At 63.5% G+C, this 19,191-nt stretch carries 16 protein-coding genes; 6 read left to right on the top strand and 10 right to left on the bottom strand.

Annotated features, from left to right (window positions below; all coding sequences use genetic code 11):
- The first annotated feature begins 422 nt into the window (after positions 1 to 422).
- Positions 423 to 1,499, top strand: coding sequence for an extracellular solute-binding protein (locus EN808_RS33770; RefSeq protein ID WP_135918125.1), 1,077 nt, complete (start codon positions 423 to 425; stop codon positions 1,497 to 1,499).
- Positions 1,496 to 2,806 carry a flavin monoamine oxidase family protein gene (locus tag EN808_RS33775; RefSeq protein ID WP_135918126.1) on the top strand — a complete coding sequence of 437 codons (1,311 nt, stop codon included), beginning with the start codon at positions 1,496 to 1,498 and terminating at the stop codon, positions 2,804 to 2,806. The genes EN808_RS33770 and EN808_RS33775 overlap by 4 nt, the downstream gene beginning before the upstream one ends.
- Here EN808_RS33775 and EN808_RS33780 read toward each other — a convergent pair.
- The 3 genes from EN808_RS33780 to EN808_RS33790 are packed head-to-tail and all read right to left on the bottom strand — an operon-like array spanning position 2,770 to position 5,592.
- On the bottom strand, positions 2,770 to 3,843 hold the full coding sequence (locus tag EN808_RS33780) for an ABC transporter ATP-binding protein (protein ID WP_135918127.1): 1,074 nt from the start codon (positions 3,841 to 3,843) through the stop codon (positions 2,770 to 2,772). The two genes, EN808_RS33775 and EN808_RS33780, sit on opposite strands and share 37 nt — an antisense overlap.
- Positions 3,844 to 3,895: 52 nt before the next feature.
- On the bottom strand, positions 3,896 to 4,714 hold the full coding sequence (locus tag EN808_RS33785) for an ABC transporter permease (RefSeq protein WP_135918128.1): 819 nt from the start codon (positions 4,712 to 4,714) through the stop codon (positions 3,896 to 3,898).
- Positions 4,711 to 5,592 (bottom strand): ABC transporter permease, encoded by an 882-nt coding sequence (locus EN808_RS33790; RefSeq protein WP_135918129.1) that lies wholly within the window; start codon positions 5,590 to 5,592, stop codon positions 4,711 to 4,713. The genes EN808_RS33785 and EN808_RS33790 overlap by 4 nt, the downstream gene beginning before the upstream one ends.
- A gap of 304 nt (positions 5,593 to 5,896) precedes the next feature.
- Here EN808_RS33790 and EN808_RS33795 point away from each other — a divergent pair, with 304 nt between their 5' ends.
- A complete protein-coding gene (locus EN808_RS33795; RefSeq protein ID WP_127275749.1) occupies positions 5,897 to 7,315 on the top strand; it encodes an aminotransferase in 1,419 nt (472 codons plus the stop codon).
- A gap of 10 nt (positions 7,316 to 7,325) precedes the next feature.
- On the opposite strand, the gene EN808_RS33800 is transcribed toward EN808_RS33795, so the two are convergent.
- Positions 7,326 to 8,528, bottom strand: coding sequence for an aromatic ring-hydroxylating dioxygenase subunit alpha (locus EN808_RS33800; RefSeq protein WP_135918130.1), 1,203 nt, complete (start codon positions 8,526 to 8,528; stop codon positions 7,326 to 7,328).
- Between the two features lie 437 nt (positions 8,529 to 8,965).
- Between EN808_RS33800 and EN808_RS33805 the strand changes: the two genes are divergently transcribed.
- Complete coding sequence (locus tag EN808_RS33805) at positions 8,966 to 9,373, top strand: hypothetical protein (RefSeq protein WP_127872167.1); 408 nt, start codon at positions 8,966 to 8,968, stop codon at positions 9,371 to 9,373.
- Between the two features lie 133 nt (positions 9,374 to 9,506).
- On the opposite strand, the gene EN808_RS33810 is transcribed toward EN808_RS33805, so the two are convergent.
- Positions 9,507 to 11,594, bottom strand: a complete 2,088-nt coding sequence (locus EN808_RS33810; protein ID WP_167531408.1) for a PAS domain S-box protein — start codon at positions 11,592 to 11,594, stop codon at positions 9,507 to 9,509.
- A gap of 77 nt (positions 11,595 to 11,671) precedes the next feature.
- Positions 11,672 to 12,445, bottom strand: coding sequence for a response regulator transcription factor (locus EN808_RS33815; RefSeq protein ID WP_189524232.1), 774 nt, complete (start codon positions 12,443 to 12,445; stop codon positions 11,672 to 11,674).
- Between the two features lie 45 nt (positions 12,446 to 12,490).
- Here EN808_RS33815 and EN808_RS33820 point away from each other — a divergent pair, with 45 nt between their 5' ends.
- Positions 12,491 to 13,192: a response regulator transcription factor gene (locus EN808_RS33820; protein WP_127275746.1), complete on the top strand. Its 702-nt coding sequence runs from the start codon at positions 12,491 to 12,493 to the stop codon at positions 13,190 to 13,192.
- 71 nt (positions 13,193 to 13,263) lie between these two features.
- Here EN808_RS33820 and EN808_RS33825 read toward each other — a convergent pair whose 3' ends face one another.
- The gene (locus EN808_RS33825; RefSeq protein ID WP_127275745.1) at positions 13,264 to 13,431 is read right to left on the bottom strand and encodes a hypothetical protein; all 168 of its coding nucleotides are present in this window, start codon (positions 13,429 to 13,431) and stop codon (positions 13,264 to 13,266) included.
- 40 nt (positions 13,432 to 13,471) lie between these two features.
- Complete coding sequence (locus tag EN808_RS33830; protein ID WP_127275744.1) at positions 13,472 to 13,804, bottom strand: hypothetical protein; 333 nt, start codon at positions 13,802 to 13,804, stop codon at positions 13,472 to 13,474.
- 342 nt (positions 13,805 to 14,146) lie between these two features.
- On the opposite strand from EN808_RS33830, the gene EN808_RS33835 reads away from it, so the two are divergent.
- On the top strand, positions 14,147 to 14,602 hold the full coding sequence (locus EN808_RS33835; RefSeq protein WP_127275743.1) for a L,D-transpeptidase: 456 nt from the start codon (positions 14,147 to 14,149) through the stop codon (positions 14,600 to 14,602).
- A gap of 105 nt (positions 14,603 to 14,707) precedes the next feature.
- Here the strand turns inward: EN808_RS33835 and EN808_RS33840 are convergent, their stop codons facing one another.
- The gene (locus EN808_RS33840; RefSeq protein ID WP_135863051.1) at positions 14,708 to 17,791 is read right to left on the bottom strand and encodes an efflux RND transporter permease subunit; all 3,084 of its coding nucleotides are present in this window, start codon (positions 17,789 to 17,791) and stop codon (positions 14,708 to 14,710) included.
- On the bottom strand, positions 17,788 to 19,161 hold the full coding sequence (locus tag EN808_RS33845) for an efflux RND transporter periplasmic adaptor subunit (RefSeq protein WP_127872032.1): 1,374 nt from the start codon (positions 19,159 to 19,161) through the stop codon (positions 17,788 to 17,790). The genes EN808_RS33840 and EN808_RS33845 overlap by 4 nt, the downstream gene beginning before the upstream one ends.
- Positions 19,162 to 19,191 lie beyond the last annotated feature (30 nt).

A 19,191-nucleotide genomic window follows, 5' to 3' on the forward strand; every position in this document is an offset into this window, starting at 1 on the left:
ACAAACCGTAGCCGCTCGTCCATGATCCCAGTTTCTCGCCAAACCATCGCCGGTCCTCCCGGCGGACAAGAAAACTGTCACCCATGCTATCGGTCCATTCTGTTACCTATCTATCCGGTTCGGACACCGGCATCCTCTCCCCGTATAGTGACGGGGAGAGGGGCGCTGTCGTCGCCGGTTTCGCCAATCGCCGACGTTGCAGGAAGAGTGCCGGCACTGCGGGCAGCCTTCTTCTCCCCGTCGCTATACGGGGAGAAGTGTCCGGCAGGGCGATGAGGGGCAGCGCTGACTTCAATGATTGCCGGTCCCGGCCGCAAGTTGGTCCGAAGTGGTTGCTCCATCGAATTCGCGGCCTCGCCAAAGCTTGGGAATTCTCCTAACCTCGCTCTCGGCATCTTTCGCGATGGGGGAGTTTTCGCACCATGAATTCCGCGCTTCGCCGTCTTGTTGTCGCCGCCGCCTGCATGGTTGGCGCCGGCGCGGTTTACGCGCTCGCCGAAGGCGGCGGTAACCTCGTCGTATTCGACTGGTCGGGCTATGAGGATCCGCTGCTGCATCCGGCGTACACGACCAAATACGGCGCCGAGCCGACCTTTGCTTTCTTCGGCGACGAGGACGAGGCCTTCGAGAAGATGCGCGCAGGCTTCAAGGCCGATGTCGCGCATCCCTGCTCGCAAAGCGTGGTGAAGTGGCGCGAGGCCGGCCTGCTGCAGCCGCTCGACACGTCCCGGATCGCTGGCTGGAAGGATCTCAATCCAGGTATCATGGCGATGAAGGATCTCGCCGTCACCGCCGACGGCAAGGCTTGGTTCATGCCATTCGACTGGGGCAACACCTCGCTGCTCTACCGCACCGACAAGGTGACGGCCCAACAGGCACAGTCGCTCAAGATTTTCGCCGATCCGCGGTTCAAGGGCCGCGTCACCATCGGCGACAATGTCGATGACGCCTATGCGCTGGCGAGCCTAGTCATCGGTCTCAAGGACTGGACCAAGATGACCGACGACCAGTTCAAGCAGGCGTCCGCTTTCCTGCGTGACGTGCACAAGAACATCCGTTTCTACTGGACCGACGACACCGACCTCAACCAGGCCTTTATCGGCAACGAGGTCGACCTCGTCTGGGGCTGGAACGAGACCTTCGTGACGCTGAAGGGACAGGGGCTGCCGATCGCCATGAACCGCGAGACCAACGAAGGGATTTCGACCTGGGTGTGCGGCTACGTGCTGATGAAGGATGCGCCAGGCAAGCTCGACGAGGCCTATGATTTCCTCAGCGCCGTCAATGCGCCCGGCGTGTCGGACTATATGGTCAAGACCTTCGGCTACGGCCACGGCAATGGCGCCGGGATGGCTGCGATCGACCACAAGGTGCTGGCCGACCGCGGCTTCGACAATCTCGACAAGTTCCTCGACAAGACCTTGTTCCAGCAGCCCGTCGCGCCGGAGTTGAAGCGGCGCATGGTCGCCGAGTTCGAGAAGATCAAGGCCGGCTATTGAGCGACAAGACCGAAAGGACCGGCGTCGTCATCGTCGGGGCTGGCTTCACCGGCCTCTCGGCCGCGATCGAATTGAAGCGCGCCGGCGTCGATTTCGTGCTGGTGGAAGCCCGCGATCGTGTCGGCGGCCGCGTCGAGGCGGTGCGAAACGGACTTGGCGAGCGCATCGACAGCGGCGGCCAGTTCCTGTGCGAGGACATGCCGCAGCTGATGGAACTGGCCCGGGTCCGCGCCAAGACCTTCGTCGAGACCTACGTCGAGGGCGATTTCATCACCCATCCGGCGATGTCGGCCCCGAGAGCCGAGCGCACCTATCATGCCTCGATGGCGATCCGCGAACGCATGAACAGGATCGAGCCCAACGATCCCGCGATCGAGGGCCTGACCGTTGCCGACTGGCTCGAAGGCCAGAACGACACGGCTGACGCCAAGGCGGCCTTCCGGTCGATGATCGAAGGCCTGTGGTGCCTGGCCCTGGAGAAGGTGCCGCTCTGGTACCTGATCGACAATGACCGGCGCATCACCAATGAGGTGCCGGAGCTGCAATATTCCCTGCGCGAGACCATGCAGTCGGTGGCCGACGATCTGGCTAGGGATTTCGGCGGCCGGGTGAGGCTCGGTGAACCGGTCACCCGCATCGAATATGGTCCGCCAGGGGTTCGTGTTGTCTCGAGCAATGGCGTGATCGAAGCGCGCGCCGTTCTGGTGGCCGTGCCGCCGGCGACAGCCGCGAAGCTCGATTTCACGCCCGTCCTGCCAGCAGCCTTGGACAGGGCGCTCGGCGCCTGGGAAAGCGGCGCCGTGATCAAGATCCTAGTGCGCTATCCCAGGCCATTCTGGCGCGAGCGGGATTTGAGCGGGATGGTGATGTGGCGGGATCTGCCGGGGCTGTTTGCCTGCGACGCCAGCAAGGATCCCGATCATGCGGCGCTTGTCGTCTTCGCCGGCGGGCCGCTGGCGCTGCGCTGGCACAAACTCGGCGAGGCGGACCTGCGGGCGCAGGTGACGATGAGGCTTGTGGAGGCGCTCGGTCCGGAGGCCGCGGACAGTCTCGATTTCAGCCGCCGCGACTGGACGCACGATGGCTGGAGCGGCGGTGCCTATAGCGACCTGATCATCGACGTGACGGCGAGGGATGCCGAACGCACCATTCTTGCCGGTGCGCCGCCGCTGCATTTCGCTTCGTCGGAATTGTCGCCGTCATTCCCGGGCTATGTCGAAGGCGCGATTGTGGCCGGGCGCATTGCGGCGCGCAGGATCATCGCCGATGTTCAGTCGGCCATCGCGACCAGGGCTTCGGGATCATAGGCGAGGCGGATCGGGGTGCCGACCGGGATATCGTCGGCGCCGAAATCGTTGGTCTCTGTCACCGACAACGGCTTTTCCAGGCCCGGGATTTCGACGATCAGATGGGTGATCTCGCCGAAATAGTGGCGCTCGACCACCTTGCCGGCGACCTCGAATTTGGCTGTCGCGTTGTCCCATAGCACGCGCAGCCGTTCCGGTCGGATGCCGAGCGTGGCGGCGCCGCCATTGCGAACGAAGGCCTTGGGCTTGTCGGTCTTGATGCGGCCGAATCCGAGCGTGTCGACGATCAGCGAGGCGCCATTCTCCTCGACGATCTCGGCCTTGACGAAATTCATGCCGCCAAGAAAGTCGGCGACCTGGCGGTTGACCGGACGCTGGTAGATTTCCTTTGGCGAGGCGACCTGCGCGATCTTGCCGCCGAACATCACGGCGATGCGGTCGGACATGGCGAGCGCCTCATACTGGTCGTGGGTGACGAGCACGAAAGTGATGCCGACCGCCTGCTGCAGCCGGCGCAACTCGACTTGCATCTGCTCGCGCAGCTTCTTGTCAAGCGCCGACAGCGGCTCGTCGAGCAGCAGAACTTTTGGCCGCATCACCAGGGCACGGGCAAGCGCGACGCGCTGGCGCTGGCCGCCGGAAAGCTCGGTGGCAAGCCGCTTGCCGAGGCCGGTGAGCGAGACCTGCGCCAATGCTTCCTCAACCCGGCGCTTCTCCTCGCCGCCCTGCAGCTTCAACCGCTTCAGCCCGTAGGCGACGTTCTGCTCGACATTGAGGTGCGGGAAGATCGCGTAGCTCTGGAACACCATGTTGGTCGGCCGGCGGTTGGCCGGGATGCCTTCCATGGGCTGGCCGCCGACCGCGATCGAACCGCTGGTCGGATTGTCGAAGCCGGCGATCATGCGCAAAAGCGTGGTCTTGCCGCAACCGGAGGGTCCGAGCAGCGAGAAGAACTCGCCTTCCCTGATGGTCAGGGAGGCGTCGTCCAGCGCCTTGAACGCTCCGTAGCTGCGAGTGACGTTGCGGATCTCGATCATCGGCCTTTCGGATTGGATCCTGTCCGCGTGAGGGCGCTCGATCCGCGGCTGCTCAGGCATAGAGGCCTCCCTCGTTCTGGGTACGTCTGGCCGCGCGGCGACGCAGGATTTCGGCGATCGTCATCAGCAGGAAGGAGGCGACCAAAAGCAGCGTGCCCAGCGCCAGCACGCCGGGCAGCTTCGACGCGAAACGCAACTGGCCCCAGATGTAGATCGGCAGTGTCGCCTCGGTGCCTGTCAGGAAGAAGGCGATGATGAACTCGTCCAGCGAGATGGTGAAGCAGACCAGCAGGCTGGAAATGATCGCCGGCGCCACCATGGGCAACGTCACGCGCCGGAAGGTGCCGAAGGCGCTTTCGCCGAGATCGGCGGAGGCTTCCTCGAGGCTGCGGTCGAAACCTTCGAAGCCGGAGGTCAGCACCGTCATCGAATAGGGAATGCAGACCAGGACGTGGCCAAGCACGACGGTGAACAGTGACAAGCTCAAACCAAGCTGCAGCATCACCAGCAGCATGGAGATGGCAACGATGACTTCGGGCAGCACAAGCGGCGCCATGATCAGCCCGTTGATGGCGCGGCGGCCGGGATAGCGGTAGCGGGTGATCGATCGGGCGGCGAGGATGCCGAGTACGGTGGAGAGGATGGCCGCCGAGACGCCGACGATCAGGCTGTTCCAGGCGGCGTCGAGCAGCGCCGGTGTGCGCGGCAGGTCTTCGTACCATTGCAGGGTGAAGCCGGTCAGCGGGAATTTCGGCGTCGCCGCCGTGTTGATCGAGAAGATCGGCAGGAAGATGACAGGCAGATAGAGGAAGACGATGTAGAGGAACGCATAGGCCGACAGCCAGCCGCCCGGCAGGAAGCGCGCCCTCATCGCGCCATCCTCTGCAAGGTGCGGATGATCAGCACCGTGGCGCCCGCCATCAGGGAGACGATCAGCATGGTGGTGACGGAAAGTGCGGCGCCGAGCGGCCAGTTGGCGGCCTTGCCGAACTGCGCCTGGATAGCGTTGGCGATCATGACGCCGTCCTTGCCGCCGACGAGCTTTGGCGTGACATAGTCGCCGACCGTCGGGATCATGACGATCAGCGCCGCGGAAATGATGCCTGGCGCCGACAGCGGCAAGGTCACGCGCAGGAACGAGCGCAAGGGACCATCGCCAAGATCGGTGGCCGCTTCGACCAGCGTGCGGTCGACCTTCTCCAGCGAAACGAAGATCGGCAGAATGGCGAAGGCCGCCCAGGCATGGGTGAGGGTGATGATGACGGCGCTCGAATTGTAGAGCAGGGCTGTCGACGGTTCGTCGATGATGCCGAGGCCCATCAGGCCGGAATTCAAGACGCCGTTATAGCCCAGGATGACCTTCCACGACATCACGCGCAAGAGATAGCTGGTCCAGAACGGTATGGTGATGAGGAACAGCCACAGGCTCTTGTGACGGCCGCCATGGAAGGAAATGAAGTAGGCGATCGGATAGGCGAGGACGACGGTGAACAGGCTGACCGTCAGTGAGATGTAGAGCGAGCGCCACAACAGATCGCGGTAGATCGGCTCGGTCAGCGCGACGCGGTAGTTCTCCAGCGTGAAGGTGCGGTCGATCGTCAGGTAATGCTGCGTCCAGAATGAATGGGCGATGACCACCATGATCGGCAGGACCAACAGGATCAGCGCGTAGAGGAAGGTCGGGCTGATCAGGGCAAAGCCCTGTACGGGCTCGGATCGCAGAAGGGCATTTCGTCTGGCCCGCGTCATGCGCAACGGGGCGACCCTTCCGCAGCCACAGTCATTGCAGGGCACCGGGGGGCAGGGCTCCGGGTGCGATCTCGGTTGCTGGCCTGGACTGTCCCGCCATACGGCATCCCATTGGGCTGGCGCCGGCTATTGTTCCCCTTGCCGGCTTTCTTTCATCATGCGCGCATCCGCGGATTGAAATCAAGCGCTAATTCTGCAATGTTGATTGAACGGACATTCAAAATCGGGTGAGCAGGGCGACGATTTCGGCCATGGCGGACCGGATTGATGCCCGGGAAATTCGAGGGATGATGTGGAGGCGATGATGGCGGCTCTGAGAGATCTGAAGGCACGCGAAACGGCTGGCCCTGGCAACGACGATGCGGCCGAACTGGCCAGGCGTCATCTCATCCAGCCCTGGCCTTATGCCGGTTCCGTCGGTTCGGAGGCGCGCGCGCTGATCGGTGAGGGCGATGGCATCTACATCACCGACAGCACCGGCAAGCGGCTGATCGATGGGCCTGCCGGCATGTGGTGCGTCAATGTCGGCCATCGTCGAGAGGAACTCGCCAGGGTGATGTACGATCAGGCGATGGCGCTGTCCTACAACACGCCTTGGTACACGATGAACGCGCCATCGGCGGAGCTTGCCAAACGCATCGCCGGCCATGCCCCAGGCGAACTCAGCCATGTCTTCTACACCACGGGCGGTTCCTCGGCCGTCGAGACGGCGCTGCGCTTCATGCAGTTCTACAACAATGTGCGTGGCCGGCCGGAAAAGAAGCTCATCCTGAGCCGAGGCGGCGCCTATCATGGCTCGACCTATCTGTCGGCCTCGCTCAATGGCCGTCCGCGCGATCGCGACTGGATGGACGGCGCCGACGAATTGGTGGTCAAGCTGTCCTCGCCCGATCCGTTCAGGCGCCCGCAAGGGATGAGCCTTGCCGCCTTCACCGATTTCCTCGTCGACCAGTTCCGCGACACGGTGGCGCGCGTCGGCGCCGACAGAATAGGCGCCTTCGTCGGCGAACCGGTGCAGGCTTCCGGCGGCGTCGTCGTGCCGCCCGATGGCTATCTCAAGCGTATCCGCGAGATCTGCCGTGGCAACGACATCCTCTACGTCTCCGACGAGGTGGTGACGGGCTTCGGCCGGCTTGGCCATGTCTTTGCCTCGGGCGATGTGTTCGGCATCGATCCGGACATGATCACCTTCGCCAAGGGCGTCACCTCAGGCTATTTCCCGCTCGGCGGCGTCATCATCTCGGAGCGGCTGCTGGAAAACCTGCGCCGGTCCAACCATCCCGATGCGCTGTTCGGCCATGGCCTGACCTACACCAGCCATCCCGTCGGCTGCGCGGTGGCCTTGAAGAATCTCGACCTGCTGGAGGAAAGCGTGCTTGCCCACACGCAGGCGGTCGCGCCCTATTTCCAGGCGCGGTTGAAGACGTTGGAAGAGCTGCCGCTGGTCGGCGAGGTGCGCGGCGTGGGGCTGATGGGCTGCGTGGAATGCGTCGCCGACCGCGAAAGCAAGGATCCACTGCAACTCGACAAGGATGTCGGCAAGCGCATCGACGCCCACTGCCACGAACTTGGCCTGCTGGTGCGGCCACTGATCAACATGTGCGTGATGTCGCCGCCACTGATCATCACGCGCGAGCAGATCGACGACATGGTTGGCATCTTGCGCGAAGGCATTTCACGCACGATGGATGATCTCAGGAAAGAAGGCGTGTGGCGGGGATGATTGGCAGCTTCTACCCTCGCGACCGCAGCGCGTCGTTCAGATTCCACATGTCCTTTTCCTCTGGCGCGGTCTCCAGGCCCAGCACCGGAATCTGCTTGCGCAGGTGGTCGTGGTGCGTGCGTACGCCATATTCGAGGTCGGAGAGGTAAAACCCCTCGAAGGCCTCGGACAGCATGGATTCGTTCGACCAGACCGAGAGCTGCACATCTTCCGACATGGTGTCACGATCGATACGGAAGGAGAGGTAGCGGGCAGCGGCCTGCTCGCGACTTTCATCGCGGTAGCGATAGATGGCGCCACGCAGCAGGGTCTCACCCGTCGACAGCGGGAACTCCTGGTAGAACTGCACCGATTCCGGCATCACCGACAGAACGGCGTTGGGGAAGATGCCATAATAGACCCAGGCCTTCCTGAGATGGTCCGGCAGATGCGTCGGCTCCGGCGCGATCTTGACGTAGTTCCTGACGCTCCAGCGGCGGCCGGCATGCGGGTTGTAGGTGGCGAAGGAGCGCGAGACGCCGTTGATGAAGGGCTCGTCGAAATAGGTGGCGCCATAGAGATCCTGCAGGGCCGGATGCGCCATGGCGACGTGATAGCCTTCATTGTCGACGTCGCGCACCGACTTCCAGTTGACCGGTGTCTTCTGGGTCCAGATGCCCCAGGAGGGCACCATGTCGGCGGCCTTGTAGTGTGCGAATTCGGGTTCGATCGGCTTCAACAGCTCGGCGACCGAGGGCTGTGGCCCGCCATTGCGGAAGCGGATGAAGATGAAGCCCATCCAGACTTCGAGATCGAGCGGCATCAGGCCGAACTCGGTCTTGTCGAGATCGGGGAAGGAGCGCGGCCGGGCGGCGCCGCGCAACGTACCGTCGAGGTTGTAGACCCAGCCATGGAACGGGCAGACCAGCGCGTTCTTGCAATTGCCCTGGCTGTCGGCCACGACGCGGCTGCCGCGGTGGCGGCACATGTTGTTGAAGCCGCGCACGACGCCGTCCTTGCCGCGTACGATCAGAGCGCGCTCGCCAATGACATCCATGGTGAGATAATCACCGGCATTCGGTATGTCGCAGACATGTCCGGCGATCTGCCAATGATTGCGGAAAACATACTCCTTCTCCAGTTCTAGAAGGGCGGCGGAATGGTAACTCCAGCCCGGTAATCCCCGCCGGTCCCAATCGTTCGGGATTGCCACGTCACGGAGGTGCGGGTTCATGAACCGTCTCTTCTTTTTATTGAATATGCATTCAATATAATCATATTTTGCATTGAAATGCAATGGCTTGTGGAAATACGCAGATTCCGTATCGGAAATGTAAGCCCAGGTTCCAACGGCATCCGGCTCCGCCGCGGGCCCCGAAAACCCCGGAAAATCCGGGTGTTAGCCGGACTTCCACAACCTCCGCCCTGTCGCCGGTTCACGCTGCAAATCGCGCCCCTCGACAAGGTATTGCGCTGGCAAGAAAGCCCCGGCGGCGCACGGAGGGCAACCCGCCACTCAGGTCAAAATAGCCAATGACCGATTTTGACCGTTTCTGCCCGCATGGATGTTTCAATCCGGTTACATTGCCGCGCTCTCGTCACCTTTGCGCCGTTACAGAGCGCGATTAAATTCGTTTTATCGCAAAAAGAAAATCAACGAAGGGGAAGATGATGCATGCGAAAGTCCAGATCACCAGCGGCAACCGCTTTCAGGCTCCAGAGCGCGCTGACCGCCGCCCGAAGCTGGCCCTTCGCCAGCGTGCCAGCGACCACCCGATGGCAATGTTCATGGCGCTGGCTGCTTGCGCCTTCGCCGGCATGGCGTTCACGCCGACGGTCGGTCCGGCCTTCGCTTCGTTGAATCCGCCTGCCAACGTCATCGAAGGTGCGCCGACCACAACCACGACCGCCCGCCTGCCGATGCCAGCGATCGATTTCGCCTGCAAGGGGCAAGCCTGGGGCGCCGAGAGCGTGGATTGCCTGCGCGCCATCGCCCAGCAGTCCGGAACGCACAAGGTCCGCGCGATCCGCATGATCGCCAACGCCGTGCCGGTGACCAGCACGCCGAACATCTTCTGATTTTTGTCTCCGGGTTTCTGCCTGGGCATGATTCCGAAAACAGGTTCCCGTTTGGGGATCATACCCTGACCTCCCCGAGCGCACCTCCAGCGCTCTCCTCGGCTCCCGCCGCACGTCGGCCGGGGGCCTCTTTTTATGCTTTCAACGCGGCCTGCTCGGCAATGGTCGAAAGCACGCTGCGTACATCCAGCGTGCTGAACGGTTTTTCGAGGATCTGGGGCCGCTGCTGCGCCGGCAACGCCTCGATTTCCGCCTTCGCGCCGATGAGGTCGCCGGTGACCAGCACGAAGCGCCGCGCCAGGTCGGGGCGCTCGGCGAGCAGTTCGCGGTAGATCGAAATGCCTGATGTGCCGGGCATGCGCAGATCCGAAAAGACGATGTCAGGCGGCATGTGGCCGCTCAAGGTGGCGGCGCTCGATTCCCAGACCGGCGCGATCCGCGACTTGATGCCCATCAATTCGAGAATGTCGGACAAGGACCCGGCGACGTCAGGCTCGTCATCGATGATCAGGGCATGGCGCAGGCCGCTCGATCGCGGCTGGCTTTCGCCAGCTGCGATCATGCCTGCCGAGATAGCGGGCAACTGGACGACGAAACGCGCGCCTCTCGGCTGCACTTCCTCGAACCAGACATTGCCATTGTGCCGCTCGATGATGGATTTCGAAATCGACAGGCCGATGCCGGTGCCGACACCGACCGGCTTGGTGGTGAAATAGGATTCGAAGATGCGGGAGCGGATGGCTTCGGGAATGCCGGGGCCGTTGTCCTCGACCGAGAAGCCGGGATTGCCCCGGTCGCCACGGAAGCTCCGCACCTTGATCAGCCGATCGCCGGCGACGCCAGCCAGGGCGTGCTGGCTGTTGATGAGGAAATTGGCCGCCACCTGCGTCACGTGGTCGGCGTCGGCCATGGCCAGCAAGGGACCCGGTGCGAAATCGGTATCGATGATGATGCCGCTCGAGCGCGCGCCATAGGCGGTCACTTCGAGAGCGGCGCGGATCACCTGGTTGAGATCGGTCTCGGCCTGCGCCGCCGGATGGAGGCGGACCATCGACAGGAAGCTCTTGACGATGCGCCCGCAGCGCTCGGCGGCGGCGCGCACTTTTTCGGCGCGCACCTTGGTCTGCGGATCGCTTGCGAATTCATGCAGCAGCGTCGATTGCGCGACCACCACGGCCAGCGGGTTGTTGAGTTCGTGTGAGACGCCCGCGAGCAGCGAGCCCATCGCCGCCATCTTCTCGTTCTGGTGCAGCTTCTCGCGCTGCCGGTTGATCTCCTCCTCGGCGCGCAGCCTCTCGCGCAGGTCGCGGATGGAGCCGAAGATCAGCCGGCGGTCGGCGACCCGCATCTCGGTCGCCGTCAGCTCGATCGGAAAGACCTCGCCGGCGGCATTCTGCGTCACCGTCTCGAGCCGCTGGCCGACCATGGGCGCGCCGCGGCCGGACATGTAGTCGGCGCCCGAGGAATAGCCCTTGCGGTAATATTCCGGAACGACGGTATCGAGCAGGTCCTTGCCGAGGATTTCGCTGCGCTGGAAGCCGAACATCTTTTCCGCGGCCGGATTGAATTCGATGATCGATCCGGCCTCGTCGATGACGATGATGGCGTCGAGCGAGGCCTGCAGCATGGTGCGGCGGATCACCTCGCTGGCATGGGCGTCGGAAGGGGAGTGTTCGATGGCGTCGCCGATGGCGAGCGCGATGATGTGCAGCGTCGCCTCTTCCTCATCGGTCCATTCACGCTCCTCGACGCAATCATTGACGGCGAGCGTGCCCCAGAGATGGCCGTGCGCGAAGACCGACACCGACAGGAACGACTTGATGTTCTGCTTTTCGAAATCGGCCCTCAGGAACCCCGAGAGATCACGCGTATGCCCGGCGAATATCTTGCCTTGCCGCTCATCCTCGGCCAGCCGCTCCAGCAGCGGATCCGAATTGACGATCGACTGCATGATGACGGTCGGTGAGGCCAGTTCGCCGCCAAAATCGGGGTCGATCCAATAGGCGGCGACCGACTGAGCGAAACCCTGGCCGGGCAGTTCGCGCAAGCGGAACAGGATGCCGCGCTGGCATTCCATGGCGTGGCACAGCGTTTCCAATACGCCGTCCATTTCGCGCTGCCAGTCGCCTGCCTCGCGCAGCCGGCGCACGACACGCACGGCCGCCATCGCCGCGCCTTGCCTGAAACCCTGCATATCCGTGCTTGCCGTGTCGCCCGTCATTGTCAACCGCTATTCCAGAGTCACGCCATCGATCGGCTGGCAACGGCCGTGGAGCGGAACCCCCGTGGGTCTGACGCTCAGTTGCCGTCGCCGGTCGGCAGCGAGAAGATATAGCCTTCGCCGCGTACCGTGCGCAGGAATTTCGGATTGGCCGGGTCCGTCTCGATCTTCTTGCGCAGACGCATGATGCGGATGTCGACGGCGCGCGATGATTCCGGATCCTCGGTGAAGCCGATCGCCTCGGAGATCGCAGCCCGGGTCAAGAGCCGGTTGGCGCGGGTCAGGAAAACCTCCAGCACGTCGAATTCGCTCTTGGCCATGTCGATCACAGTGCCGTTGGCGCCGGTGACCAGCCTGCCGTCGAGATCGGCCTGGAAGGGGCCGAAGGCGACGGAGCGGCGGTCGGTCCTGGCTTTCCTGTCCTGCGGCACTATCGGCTGCGGGACACGGCGCAGCACGCTGCGCACCCTGGCCAGCACCTCGCGCAGTTCATACGGCTTGACGATATAGTCGTCGGCGCCGAGTTCCAGCCCGACGATGCGGTCGAGCGCGGTGCCGGCGGCGGTCGCATAGATGATGCCGATCGGCATTTTCGAGCGCAGCCAGCGGCCGAGCGACAGGCCATCCTCGCCAGGCATGGCGATGTCGAGGATGGCCAGATGGAAGGGCTGCGTCTCGATCAGGCTGCGCGCGGCGGCCGCGGTTTCCGCGGTCGCCACATCATAGCCCGCGGCGCCGAGATATTCGGCGACCGCGTCCCTCAGGTCGGGCTCGTCCTCGACGATGACAATTCTTGCCCGCACGATGCTCTCGCTCCCACTTTCAGTGGAAAGTAGATTGGGTATAAACATGATGTCCAGCACTCATATCCGGTTGCCAGGGAACGGTTGGAAAACATGGCCGCACGAGCCGTCATCGCGCTTGTTTCCGTCGCCGAGGTCGTGGCGACCGAGCTTGCCGACCATCTTGAGCGGCGCGGCCATGACGTGCGTCAGGCGCGGCAGCCCTGGGAGGCGGAATCGCTGCTGGAGGGCAGAGGCATCGATGTCGTCGTCGTCGGGGACAGCCTCAGCCAGGCGGAAGGGCGGGATCTGCTCAGGCGTTATGGCGGCCAAGGCGGGGGCGGCGAACATGGACCGGATTTCATCCTGATATGCCGGCCGGCCGATCTCCTCGACAAGGTGCTGGCGCTCGAGCTTGGCGCCGCCGACGTCGTCGAAAGTCCGCTCAATGTCAGGGAACTCGCCGCGCGTGTCGGCGGCCTGCTTTCGCGGCGTGGCAGGGGCACCCAGGAACTGATCGTGCTGGAGAACGCGACCGTCGATCTGAGATCGGCGATCGTCATGCATCGCTCCGGTACGCAGGAGCAGCTCTCGCCCGGCCAGGTGGCGCTGCTCAGGCTGTTCCTGGCGAGCCCGCGCAAGGTGCTGACGCGTGACGACATTATCGCGGCGGCGCCGGCCGAGAATGCCGACGCCTTCGATCGCTCGATCGACTCGCGCATCGTGCGACTGCGCCGCAAGCTCGATACCGAGACCATCACCACCATACGCGGCGCCGGCTACAGGTTCGATCCGCCGCGGCAGTTCGCCGACTGACGGCTGCCTTTTCCCGCTTGTTCCCCGGATCAGCATCGGCCCTTCCATTTCCGCGCCGATGCGCGCGAGGTTCAGCGCACCACCAGCAATGACGGACCCGAGGCCATGTCGCCGCCGGCGACGAACTCGCTTGCGTGAGCGCGTTCCTTGAGGAGCACGCTGGCGAGTGCGGCAAAGCCGAGCAGACCCTGCGCATAGAGCAGCGCGGAAAGCACGGAAGCTGCGAATTTCGTTTTCATCGTCGGAATTCCCCAAAAAATGCCGGTGTCGCGGGTCGCTTCAGGAAACTCCCGAAGTGCCCGCGCCGCCCACGGAGCCCCCCGTCGCGGCGCGGGCCTTCGGTCCTCTCGGCAGCAAGTTGCCGGAGGGGCCGCGCAAAACCAGCAGCCGAAGGCCAACCCGCCAGAGGGCCTTCAACCGGGCGATGCGCAGGCTGGAAACAATCCAGACCGTGGCGCAAAACAGAGCGACGTGCAGGGTCGAAATCTCGCTCGAACTCATCGCTGCCAGCTTCGCCGCCGGGCGGCCGGCAATGCTGCCGACGCCGCCGATGGCCGCCGCCGCGATGCTGATCCTGAAGAGCCAGGACCGCGTGTTCGTTTTCGTTCCCATGGTCGTTGCCGTCTGCTTTCGTTGCGTCAACTTTTGCCTCCCGTCCGTATCCGGATCATGCCGCCAAAAGCCGCGCTTTGTTGCAGTTTGGTTTCGAAATTCGCCTCCATCCTTTCATATAGCGGCAAGTCGAACTTTCGTTTCGGTATGAATACCTATGTACGTCATCCTGACCACGTGTTTCGGATGGGACAGTTGCCGACGATACCGATTGCTCTGTTAACCAGGGGAAACAAATTCGAAACACAAACGCGTATTTCGCGAAATATCACCGAAACATGCGGGAGGGATAAGCCACCCATCGAATTGGAGCCGGCCTGTTCGGCAGAGAGAGGAGACGTCATGCACACCGCCATTTCCGCAAAGCTCATCAACATCACCGCCGCCGCGTTCATGGGCAGCGTGCTTCTGTTCGGCGCAAACGCCGCCCATGCCGCCAACACCGTCGTGGCACGCGTTTCGCTGTCGCAGCAGGTCATGGAAGTCTCGGTCGACGGCCGGCCGACCTTCGCCTGGAAGGTTTCCACCGGCGACAGGGCGCATGTGACGCCGACCGGCTCGTTCAAGCCGACGCGCATGCACGAGATGTGGTATTCGAAAAAGTACGACAACGCGCCGATGCCGCATTCGGTCTTTTTCAGCGGTGGCTACGCGGTTCATGCCACCTATGCCATCAAGCGCCTCGGCCAGCCGGCCTCGCATGGCTGCGTGCGGCTGCATCCGGACAATGCCGCCGATTTCTACCAGCTTGTCGAGACCTTCGGGCCGGCCAACACCAGCATCGTCATCGTCAAGTAGCAGGCAGGTTGCCGCGCTCGGCCATATGCCGGAGCTGCTGGAGCGACCGCCAAAAAAAGAGGCCGGAAAAATTCCGGCCTCTTTTTGTTTCTTGCGTCCTGTGCGTCAGCTCGGCAGCGCCGGCATCAGCTTCGGATCCGGCTTTTCCGCCAGATGCGGCAGGTCCTTGCTGGCGATGAAGGTGTAGAACATGGGCACGACGAACAGCGTGAACATGGTGCCGACCAGGATGCCGGTGAAGATGACGAGGCCCATCGAATAGCGGGCCGCGGCACCGGCACCGCTGGAAACGATCAGCGGCACCACGCCCAGCGCCATCGCGGCCGTCGTCATGAGGATCGGCCGCAGGCGCACCTTGGCCGAGGCGATGATGGCGTCACGCCGCCGCATGCCATGCAGTTCTCGCTGCTGGTTGGCGAATTCGACCAGCAGAATGCCGTGCTTGGTGATCAGGCCGATCAGCGTGATCAGTCCGACCTGGGTGTAGATGTTGAGCGTGCCGAGGCCCAAATTGAGCGGCACGATCGCGCCGAAGATCGACAATGGCACCGCCATCATGATGATCAGCGGATCGCGGAAGCTTTCAAACTGCGCCGCCAGCACCAGATAGATGACAATGACGGCCGCGCCGAAAGCGATCAGGATCGTGTTGCCCTGTTCCTTCTCCTGCCGGGACTGGCCGGAATAGTCGATGAAGAAGGTGTCGGGCAGGCTCTCCTTCGCAATGTCCTCGAGGACTTTCAAACCGTCGCCGGTTGTGACACCGGGCAGCGGCAGCGCCGAGATCGTCGACGAATTCAACTGGTTGAACTGCTCGATGGCCGCCGGCGAGGCATTGTTCGAAATCGTCACCACGGCCGACAGCGGCACCATCTCGCCCGTCACGCTGCGTACGAAGTATTGGCCGAGCTTTTCGGGATTGTCGCGGAATTCCTGCGGCACCTGCGGAATGATGTCGTAGCTGTTGGAGTCGCGGTCGAACTGCGCCACTTCAGCGCCGCCGACCAGCAGCGTCAGCGTGCGGCCGATATCGGCGATAGGCAGGTTGAGGGCGGCGGCGCGGTCGCGGTCGATGGTCACCGTCACCTGCGGCGCATCATAGGCCATCGAATTCTGGACGACGATGAAGCGGCCCGAGGCCTGCGCCTTGTTCTTGATCTTCTCGGCTTCCTCGAACACCTGAGCGGAATCGCCGGTCGAGCGCACCACCATGGAGATCGGCAAGCCGCCGCCGGAGCCTGGTAGCGTCGGCGGCGCGAAGACAAAGGCCTGGACACCCGCCACCTTGGCGATACGAGCCGTAATGTCGGCCTGCAGTTCCTTCGAATTGCGCTTCCGCTCCGCCCAATCCTTGAAGGCAAAACCGACGAAGGCGCTGTTGGTCGTGCCGCCGAACGCGACGGCGGAGAACTGCGCCCGTGTTTCGGGGATATCCTTCACCAGGCCCAGGATCTGGTTGACGTAGGTCTCGGTGTAATCGGAGGTCGCATAGCGCGGCCCCGTCACCAGCGAGAGCAGGAAGCCCTGATCTTCTTCCGGCGCCAGTTCCGTCGAGGTCTTGGTGAACATGAAGCCGGTCACGCCGACAAGCGCCAGCACTATGAGCAGCGTCAGCGGGCGATAGTTCAAAGACCCCGTGACGGCGCGCTCATAGACGTGCTCGACACGCGAGAAGGTGCCGTCGACGATGCGCTGGAAGCGGCCGGCATTGCCGGGCTTCAGGAGGCGCGCCGACATCATCGGCGTAATGGTGATGGCAATGACGCCAGACAGCACCACGGATCCGGCAAGCGTCACCGCGAATTCGCGGAACAGGGCGCCGGTCAGGCCGCCGGTGAAGGCCAGCGGCGCGAACACGGCGGCCAGCGTCATGGTCATGGCGACGATGGCCGACGCGATCTCGCGCATGCCGCTGAAGGCCGCTTGCATGGGCGGCATGTGGTCTTCTTCCATGTGGCGGTGGATGTTTTCCACCACCACGATGGCGTCGTCGACGACAAGGCCGATCGCCAGCACCATGGCCAGCAGCGACAGAAGATTGATCGAATAGCCCACCGCGAACAAAAGGAAGCAGACGCCGATCAGCGACAGCGGGATGGTGATGATCGGCATCATCACCGAGCGGAACGAACCGAGGAACAGCAGGATGACGACGACGACGATGGCAACCGCCTCGCCGATGGTCTTGAACACCTCGTCGATCGAGGCGCTGATCTGACCGGTCGCGTCGTAGACGACCTCGATCGTCATGCCTTTGGGCAGCGTCTCCTGAATCTGCGGGACGAGCTTGGTGAGCGCGGCCGCGGTGGTCAGCGGATTGGCCGCCGGGGTTGGGAAGATGGCGAGGAAGGTGCCGGGCTTGCCGTTGAAGGAGACCCTTGTGTCGGTGTTGGCGGCGGCGAGTTCGACGCGAGCCACATCGCGCAGGCGCACTACGTTGCCGTCGGTCGAACGTAGCGGTAGAGCCGCGAACGCCTCGGGCGTCTGCAGCGTCGAGCGCACCGTGATAGAAGAGACGACATATTCGTTCTGGGTGTTGCCGGGCGCCGACAGGAAGTTGGAGTTGTTGATCGCCGTCAGCACCTCGGCAGCCGTCACGCCGCGGGCGGCGAGCCTGACCGGGTCGATCCAGACGCGCATCGAGTATTCCTGGGCGCCGAAGATCTGCACGTCGGCGACGCCTTCGACCGTCGACATGCGGGGCCTGATGACGCGCTCGATATATTCGGTCAGCTGCTCCTTGGTCATGTTCGGATTCTGCATCGAGATGTACATCATCGCGAACTGTTGACCGGTACCCTTGACGATCACCGGGTCCTTGGAGGCGTCCGGCAAGGTGCCGCGCACGCCCTGGACCTTGGACAGCACTTCGGTCAGCGCCACGTCGGGATTGGAGCCGAGCTTCATCTGCACCGTCACGGTGCTGGAGGACGGACGGCTGGACGAGGTGACGTAGTCGATGTTCTCGGTCGAGGCGACGGCGCGCGCGATCGGGGCGGAGATGAAGCCCTGGATCAGGTCGGCGCTGGCGCCCGGATAGGCCGTCGTGATGGTGATCGCCGTTTCGTCGACCTTTGGATACTGCCGGATCGACAGGTTGAAGATACCCTGGAACCCGAGCAGCAGGATCATGCAGGCAAGGACCGTCGAAAGGACGGGCCGGCGGATGAAGAGATCGGAAAAGCTCATTGCTGGTCGGCCTGCTTGTTCGCCGATTTGGTCGGATCGATCGTGTTGTCGACGTTGACGGACATGCCGTTGAAGAGCCGGTTCTGACCCGCGGTGACGACCTCGTCGCCGGCCTTCAGACCCTCGACGATCTCGACCATGCCCTGATTGCGGCGGCCGGGCTTGACGAAGACCTGTGACAGGACCAGCGCCGGCTTGTCGGCTTCCGCCGCCGGCTTGGCCGGATCGGCCGGCTTGGCGGCGTCGGAAGCGGCCTTGTCCGCTGGCTTGGCTGCGTCTGCGGGCTTGGCTTCAGCAGCCGGCTTCAGGGCTTCGGCTGCCGGTTTCATCGCGTCCGCCGGCTTGGCGTCCGCAGGCTTGGCATCCGCCGGCTTGTCGGTGGCCGCCGCGGCTGGCTTTTCCTCCGGCTTGGCTGGCTGTGCCGGGGCCGCCCCGGCGGGTTTGGCCGGCTGCACCACGAAGATGTAGTCGCCATAGAGGCTGGTGGTCAGCGCCGTCTGCGGCAGTGACAGCACGTCCTGCTCCTCGGGCAGCTCGACACGCACCTGCACGAACTGGCCAGGGGTCAATCTGCCTTCGGGATTGGCGACTTCCGCCCGGATGTTCACCAGCCGGCTGGACGGGTCGATCTTGGGGTCGATGCCACGGATTTTGCCGGCGAAAGGCATGTCGCCGCCGCCCTGGCCAAGCCGAACGGTCTGGCCGATCTGGAGCAACGGCAGCTGCTGTTCGGGAACCGAGAAGTCGACCCGCATCGTGTCCAGATCCTGCAAGGTTACCACGGACGTGCCGGTCGCTAGGTACTGGCCGAGATCGATCTTGGGGATGCCCACCGTGCCGCTGAACGGCGCCCTCAGCTGCTTCTGGTCAAGCACCGCCTGCAGCTTGTTCACCTGCGCGGCGGTGGCCGATGCCGTCGCCCGCGCTGTGTCGAGCGTAGCTTCCGCATTAACGCCGCGCTTCTGCAGTTCGACGGCGCGCGTCAGCGCCGTCTCGACGAGCGCCACTTGCGCCTTCGTCGCTTCGAGATCGGCCCGCTCGACGGCATCATCGAGCTGCAGCAGGACCGCGCCATCCGCAACCTTCTGGTTGGCATGGAAGAGGATCTCCTTGACGATGCCGGCGGTTTCGACGGTCAGGTCGACGCCACGCACCGCGCTGACAGTACCTATGGCCTCGACGCCCGGCGTCCAGTTCGACGGCTTGGCGATGGTCGTCGACACGGTCGCCGCCGGCGGCTTCATGGTGGCGAAATACTGCTTGATGCCGTTGTCGCGCAGGAAGTTGAAGCCGACGATGCCGCCGACCACGATGACGAGCACGGCAAGGACCACAATAATGAGAAAGATACGGAGTATGCGCTTGAACAAGGAAGTCCCCTCAGTCGAAATCCGGCGCGA

Origin of the sequence: Mesorhizobium sp. M8A.F.Ca.ET.165.01.1.1, assembly GCF_004792065.1 — a bacterium.
GTDB lineage: Bacteria > Pseudomonadota > Alphaproteobacteria > Rhizobiales > Rhizobiaceae > Mesorhizobium.